Genomic DNA, 6,763 nt, shown 5'->3' with positions numbered 1-6,763 from the left:
CTGTTAATGATAAAAACTGCGCATCCGTCATGCTGATTGCCGGAGTGCCTACTCCAAAGGCGCCAACCGGCATCACATTGCCACTATCTGTTCCAGCATCTCTCGTAGCACTACTTCCTAAACCGAGGTTTGTGCGAGCGTCTGCGGCTGTCTTTGCGCCGGTCCCACCCTGCGCAATACTCAATGCTGTACTTAGCCCTTTCAGCTCTGTGATATCGCTGTTTGCCCCTTTCCGGGCGAGACCACCAATGGCCGGAATGGTTACACTGGTCCCATTAATCGTTACTGTGATGGTCTGGTTCGCTGAGGTGCTGGCGAACGTCTCCCATGCTCCGATATTCTCGTCGTACTCATTGATGAGCTGCGACATACTCTGCGCCAGGCCATCAACTGAGAGGCTGTCGGTAACGAGGATGCCGTACTTCTGTCCGCTCAGTGCCGGTGAAGCAGCCGGGGTAACGGTTAACGATGTGCCACTGTTGATAGCGGTAATCTGGAACATCTGAACCGGGTTAGAAAGTACAATAATGGTCTGGCTCACGCGAATCTGGCTCGCCGCTGCTGTCCAGTTCGTCCCGGTGCCGGTTGCGGTATTCCCGTTGATGCTGATGGTTCCGGTGTTATAAATCATATTTTCTCCAGGCATAAAAAAACCCGCCGAAGCGGGTAAGTTAATGTTGATGTTGATGTCTATGGATATTTAGATATATCAATGCACAGAAAGTTTTCTTTATACTTCCAGACCTGCCTTTGCCCGTTTACCTGAACCCCAGTTGTTCTGACGCCATAGATTGTCGAACCATATGCACCAACGTTGATGTTTCCCCAAAGATATGTATTTGTACCGGGGTCAAGCATAGCAATATACGTAGAACAAACCCCCGGAGCCACGGCCAGTTGAGTACCTGTTTCTATAGAATAATTGCCAGTTTGGGAGACACCATAAGGATTATTAACCGTGAAGACCTGCAAAGGTAGCATGTCAGTATTCCAGACCATTTCCTTAGAGGCATTGTAAACTGCAACACCGTATCCTGTCGTGCTTGTCACCATATTCGAAAATAAATAAAGTGTCCCTGTTGAATTGGTGTTTGTTATGTTTATTGTCCAGACAGAACCAGATTTACTTGTGGTCATTCGTGTCGCAGAAGATGCCGCGTTATTTCTAACAAATACAATCAGATTTTTACCTGACGGTATAGAAGTTGTGATAACGCCTGTTCCATTGAAAGCAATTTTTCCCACGTAGTTCAACGGTGTTACATCTGGGCTTATCCATAATGAACCATCGTCACGAAAAATCTGTAATCCAAAAGCCATAACCCTCCCTATTGATAGACCACCAGTATGGGGCATTCTGCAGATGCGTTTGAATACGTTAAGGTGTTGCCGCTTATTGATACTGTTGCTGGAGTTGTGCCAACACCTTCGATATTGACAATATAATTCAATGGAAATGCTTTAAGAGTCTTACCTGTAACTCCTGCATAAGACTTACTTCCACTACCTGAGGAAATATAATCAACGATAAAAGATGGTACAAATCTCCCTACCAACTCAACTCCACCAGCATTATAAAGCTTTACCCCGTAAGCCATAATCTTCTCCGCTACAGGTATAATCATGTAGTATTTTTGGGGACTGCCACTGCCCACCAGAAAAATGGACATTTAACGTATCACGGGGTTTTATCCACAAAGTATTGTTCTTATCGATGCGTACAAAACTTACCCTTACAAACTCTGAACGTTTGTGCAGACCTATTGAAGCTGAATAATAACCACCACAGTCAACCTGGTAAATATTGCTATTGAATGACGCACATCCATTAATACTGACCGACAACAACGCGCAAAGTGCCATTCGAATCATAAACTCTGTGTCCTGTATTGTTGATAACACTACGCCCCTGTCCTGATACGGAGCCATTAATTTCTAAAGTTCCGGATTTATTGAGCCTCCAGCCAACAGAATTAGCAACATAGTTATCAGACTCAATGTAATCACCTATCATGGCATTCGTTATCCAGCCTTTGCCAATTAAAGCCTGACTGATAAACGTCTGCCCGTTCTGAATAACAAACGGTAACGTCGTCACGCCGCCGACAGCGGTGGCCACTGCCAAGCGGTCCACCAGGAATACCACCTGCGACTGCATGCCGCTGGGCGTGTTCTCAACGCCGATCCCCATGCCCGCCGCGTAGTATTGCCCGTTGCTGGCCAGACCAACTTTAATCGAATACATCGCAGACATTTTGCCGTTCACGTCAGCAATCGCATTAGCGTTTGTTGTAATGGAGGACGTATGCCCTTCCACCGTTGCGGTGATGGCGTTGATTTGTGTCGCCGCCGCCTGCTGATAATTCGAAACCGTCTGGCTCAGACTGTTAATCGAAGATTTATTACCGGCTACGTCTGTTTGCAGACTTAACAGAGATTGAGCAGTGGCCTCCTTCTCATCGACAATAACCTGATCGATGCGGTCCAGTTGCGCGCTGTTTCCGGCAACCGTGGCTGAGAGCGTTTTCCGCGTGGCGACCTGCGCCAGCCCGTTCTGGATAATCGCGATGGCGGAGTTCTTCATCTGCCCGGTCACGCCGTCCATACTTAGCGCGATTTCATCGATTTTTACTTCAGCCTGCGCCAGCCCGTCAGCGTTCTCCTGAATATCTTTGGCCTGTTGCTCAAGGTCATCGACAGCCTGTTTAATATCATTAGCCATGCCAGCGACTTTCTCACTGGTGTCGACGGCATTCTCAATCAGGTCCTTAAACACCTCGGAGTCTTTCATATCCTCCAGGATTGAATCCGTGATATCGGAAACATCGACGCTCGCCTGCCCGCGGACAAAATCCGTAAAGCCAGACTCATTGCCTGTTCTGTCTATCAGCTGCGCGCGGTACCAGAATATTTGCCCCGCCTTCAGGCCCATCTGCTGATACTTGCGCTGCGGGTAAGGTACGTCGGCCAGAAGCATCGCATCGTCTTCTGTTCCGGTCAGGCTGTACTGGATTTCCGTCTTCAGCGTGTCGTCGGTGTTCTCCGGGAATCCCCAGTTCAGCTCAATACCGAATACCACGTTTTCAGAAGCGGTGAAGCCGACCGGTTTCGGCGGATTGCCCACTTTACCCGTAAGATTTACTTCTGATGATGTCGCCCATACTGATGAAACGTCGCTGGCGTTCACCGCCCTGACACGGACCAGATAGCGACCCGAGTAGATACCCTGCACTTCAAAGCCGAGAGAAGACGTTCGGGGCACACTAATCCAGTTGCCGCTGTCACGCCGCCATTCCGCCTCGTAAGCAACTGCACCCTGAACAGAATCCCAGGCAACGCGCATAGTGGTAATCGCAATGTTCTGGTTAACCGTAGAGTAACTGTCTACGACAATATTTCCTGGGGGAGCCTGAACCCCCGATGGAATGACACTGACTGGCCGCTCGTCCAGTCTTGCGCCGGTATCAACAGCGGAATAGATATCAGGGTTGTAAGTCGTCCCGGTGACCTCGAAAGTACCGTCGTTGTTGTCCCGCGTTCCCGTAACACGGAAAAGCGCTATAAACAGATCGTCAGAGTCCACACCCCAGTTACATTCAGCCTCCGGCGTTTCGCTGTAGGGTGTGGTGACAGTGACTGTGTTTCCGTTAACGGCCTGGACGGTTCTGGCCTGAGCTGTGCCTGACGGAAGATTCAAAAACAGCCTGTTACCGGCTTTCACATCACTAGCGCGATCGAGTGTTATGTTGCGGCCGTTAACCGCACTCACCCTGCCGCCGATAGTTCTTCCGGCCAGCTCGTTAGCAGCCACGCCAATTACCTCCCCGACAGGAGGAGCATCCATACCAGTACTGAAGGTCACTACCTCGCCGATACCGTTAGTAAGCAGCGCCCAGCGCCCCCGCCGGTTTGCCTCTGACTGCCTGGTGCAGCCGATCGCAGTCATTTCGAGCTGACGATAATCGAAGCGCATGGCCAGATCGTTATCGTAAACAGGCTCAGGCGTGTCTTTATAGTGGTTGGCTGGGTCTGACCAGTTCACCAGCGCGGCAGTGTTTCGGGTGGTTTCACTCGGATCCGCAAAGGTAAATTTTCCTTCAACAACGCTGGCGTGGTTATAGATGTGCCACACATCCCGTGGCATATCAGCCAGGACATACATCTTATTGTCGCCCCAGTACGTCATGCCGCGAAATATACCCGCCAGATCACGAAGTACAGTCCAGGCGTCATTACGGTCCTGGATATAAACGTTGCAACGAAAACGAGGCTCCGTCCCACTTCCGCCCTTGCCATCCGGTACCTGCTGATCGCAATACTGGGCGATACGATAAAGCTCCCATTTGTCTATCTGAGTCGCATCGATTCTTTGCCCCAGCCCGAAGCGCTCGTTCAGAATGATGTCGTAATAAATCCAGGCAGGGTTATCCGTCCATGCCCATTTAAATACGCCCTCCCATGTACCAGAGTAAGTGCGGGTTTCGGGATCATAAGTATCAGGTACACGGATGATTCGCCCTTTGGGATTGCACACAACCTGAGGAATGCCATTAGGGAACTGCTTTGCGTCAAACTCTACATACAGCAGCGCTGTGTTAACGTAGCGAAGTTTGGCGTCAATAATTTCAGTTACAGCTACAACGCGCATGGTGTCCACGATATTCACGCTCGTGGAATCCGGCGTGATTCTGCGAACCCGTAACTGCCATCCAGTCGAGGCTTTTGGAAGGTTAACGCGGTGACTGCGCTCATAAAGCGACGTAGTTTTGTCATCGACCGCACCGTTAACCACCGTTTCATACGGCCCACCATCGACCGACAGATCGATAGCATACTCAACGCGGGTGCCGACTTTATCACCGTTGTTTTTCTGGAGTAAAAGAGTTGGCCACCCTAGGCGAATTCGCAGCGCAGAGAGCTGCGTGTTGGATACCGCGCGCACGTACGGCACAGCCTGTTTCAGCTCATATGAAACCTGAAGTTCGTTTTCAATGCCGGGGAAGCCCTGAATGTAGTCCTGGTCCTGAGTACCGGAACGGAACTCATATTTCACATTATTGAAGTTATAACTCCCGTCGGCGTTCTGAAGAGGCGTGTACGAAGATGAGTCACCAAGAAAAATGTTTTTACCATCAAGCCCGCCAGCGAACTCACCCTCTCCAAGCGCAATCAACACCTTTGCCCTTGCAATGGACTGAATGCTGTCCGGTGCTTCCACGGGCGTTCGGGTCTGATTGCTGCCACCTTTACCGCGGCCTTTGATGATCGTCGTTGTCATATTTCGCCCATAAAAAAGCCACCTTAAGGTGGCTACTGTTTGAATATCAGGATGTTGATTACTTACAGCCCTGGGTATGTTGATACTTTGCTGTAGTTACTAAATAAAACTTTCGTCTGGATCAAATAGGTTAAGGAAAGTGAAATGATTGTCGTGTCATCCTTTGAAATAACGGAATCCGGAAGACGTTCCCAACCATGGGGTGCAACCGAAGGACATCAGTATAAAGCGGGGAAATACTATAATTTTAGAGAGCGCCCCGAACTCATCACTACACATTTAGAAGACTTTGTAGAGCACGCAGACCAAATATCGGTACAAAATTTTTACGATTTTATTAGATGGATAAACGGTCCAGGAAGTGCCCTGGAAAGCACTGACTGTATGCTCTCTGGAGAACCTAAGGATGATCCATCAGCAGCCTTATTCAGGTGTACACATGGAATAACAGGCCGCTTCGAATTTTTCCTTCGACAGATAGAAATGAATGCAAACAAAGAAGCAATCATATGGGTTTACGATAAATTATCGATATACCTTCAGATAGAAAGGTCCGATTTTAGAAAAGGCTCCTTCCGCATCAGCCCCCTCATAACGGACTACATCACCCCCGACGGGAACAAGTTGACCGGGCACAGATTCTGTATCTATTTCCAGGCTTACGGGAATGGCATCCAAGATGCCTGGCTCTCGCTTGAAACAATGTTTGATAGTCTCGTGAAAACCACAAAACGGCTGAACTCTGAAATCATCAGTGGCCAGGCTGTACCGCTGTAAAAATAGCTGTTTATCCATAACATCTCTCCGGCCTCAGGGATGAGGCTTATTGCTGATCTTCTGCATAAATCCCGGCGGAGATAATCGCGCCGCCAATTTCCCGTTGCCCATAAAGCAGGGGGACGGGATTGCCAGATGCTGTTGTGTTAACGGGCCCACCAAACGCATAAGAGGGTTTGTTATCAGGATCCTGCCGCATTCGCAGACCTGATACCTGAGGGGAGAGCATTTGCACTACACCGCCAACGGCCATTGCGGCACCAACGGAAAACATGAGGTTACTTGCTGCGATACTAACTCCCGGCATCCATATGGCAGCAGCGACCAGAGCCGTTCCGAGCAACGCCTGGAAAACGCCAGCTCTTTTACTACCCCTTATCACAGGGATTATTCTTAACTCATCACCCGGCCCCAGGAGTTCAAACTCTTCGTGCCCGATATTGCGACGATCCCGGAAAATAACAAAATCCAGTCCCTTTGCCCGAGCTTCACGCAGATAAGCATCAAAGCCGTCAATGGTGTTAGAAAGCGCCCTGAAAACTTCGCTGGCGGACGTTAGTGCACGGCGATGTGTCCTGCCAAATCGCTGAGCCATTGAGCCGCTGAGTTTGATAACGGTTTTTCTTTCCATTACATCAAATCCTTATAACGCAGAATTTTGATGGTACGGTCACGGTAATAGCCACCGTAGGGAATACGCTGGCTTAG

5 protein-coding genes and 1 pseudogene are annotated in these 6,763 nt (G+C 49.5%); 1 reads left to right on the top strand and 5 read right to left on the bottom strand.

Translation table 11 applies throughout. The features are described from left to right. From ACWWFX_RS24630 to ACWWFX_RS24615, 4 genes and pseudogenes are all read right to left on the bottom strand, one after another. Positions 1-631 (bottom strand): annotated as a pseudogene (locus tag ACWWFX_RS24630) (phage tail fiber protein); the annotation flags it as partial. Positions 632-690: 59 nt separating this feature from the next. Then, positions 691-1,320 carry a hypothetical protein gene (locus ACWWFX_RS24625; protein ID WP_473225020.1) on the bottom strand — a complete coding sequence of 210 codons (630 nt, stop codon included), beginning with the start codon at positions 1,318-1,320 and terminating at the stop codon, positions 691-693. Positions 1,321-1,328: 8 nt separating this feature from the next. After that, on the bottom strand, positions 1,329-1,598 hold the full coding sequence (locus tag ACWWFX_RS24620) for a hypothetical protein (protein ID WP_473225019.1): 270 nt from the start codon (positions 1,596-1,598) through the stop codon (positions 1,329-1,331). Between the two features lie 230 nt (positions 1,599-1,828). Beyond that, on the bottom strand, positions 1,829-5,278 hold the full coding sequence (locus ACWWFX_RS24615; RefSeq protein ID WP_473225018.1) for a TipJ family phage tail tip protein: 3,450 nt from the start codon (positions 5,276-5,278) through the stop codon (positions 1,829-1,831). Between the two features lie 144 nt (positions 5,279-5,422). Between ACWWFX_RS24615 and ACWWFX_RS24610 the strand changes: the two genes are divergently transcribed. Continuing rightward, on the top strand, positions 5,423-6,055 hold the full coding sequence (locus ACWWFX_RS24610; protein WP_473225017.1) for a hypothetical protein: 633 nt from the start codon (positions 5,423-5,425) through the stop codon (positions 6,053-6,055). Between the two features lie 46 nt (positions 6,056-6,101). Here the strand turns inward: ACWWFX_RS24610 and ACWWFX_RS24605 are convergent, their stop codons facing one another. Next, on the bottom strand, positions 6,102-6,686 hold the full coding sequence (locus tag ACWWFX_RS24605; protein WP_045357639.1) for a tail assembly protein: 585 nt from the start codon (positions 6,684-6,686) through the stop codon (positions 6,102-6,104). Positions 6,687-6,763: the final 77 nt, after the last annotated feature.

The organism is Pseudocitrobacter sp. 2023LY-00077 (assembly GCF_055796175.1).
Note: the sequence above shows the minus strand (reverse complement) of the source record. Positions and strands in the feature narration are given on the sequence as shown.

What these genes read in the sequence shown, in the direction of transcription:
- ACWWFX_RS24615 (WP_473225018.1), bottom strand. Translation starts at nt 5,278, where the DNA reads ATGACAACGACGATCATCAAAGGCCGCGGTAAAGGTGGCAGCAATCAG.
- ACWWFX_RS24605 (WP_045357639.1), bottom strand. Translation starts at nt 6,686, where the DNA reads ATGGAAAGAAAAACCGTTATCAAACTCAGCGGCTCAATGGCTCAGCGA.
- ACWWFX_RS24610 (WP_473225017.1), top strand. Translation starts at nt 5,423, where the DNA reads ATGATTGTCGTGTCATCCTTTGAAATAACGGAATCCGGAAGACGTTCC.
- ACWWFX_RS24620 (WP_473225019.1), bottom strand. Translation starts at nt 1,598, where the DNA reads ATGGCTTACGGGGTAAAGCTTTATAATGCTGGTGGAGTTGAGTTGGTA.
- ACWWFX_RS24625 (WP_473225020.1), bottom strand. Translation starts at nt 1,320, where the DNA reads ATGGCTTTTGGATTACAGATTTTTCGTGACGATGGTTCATTATGGATA.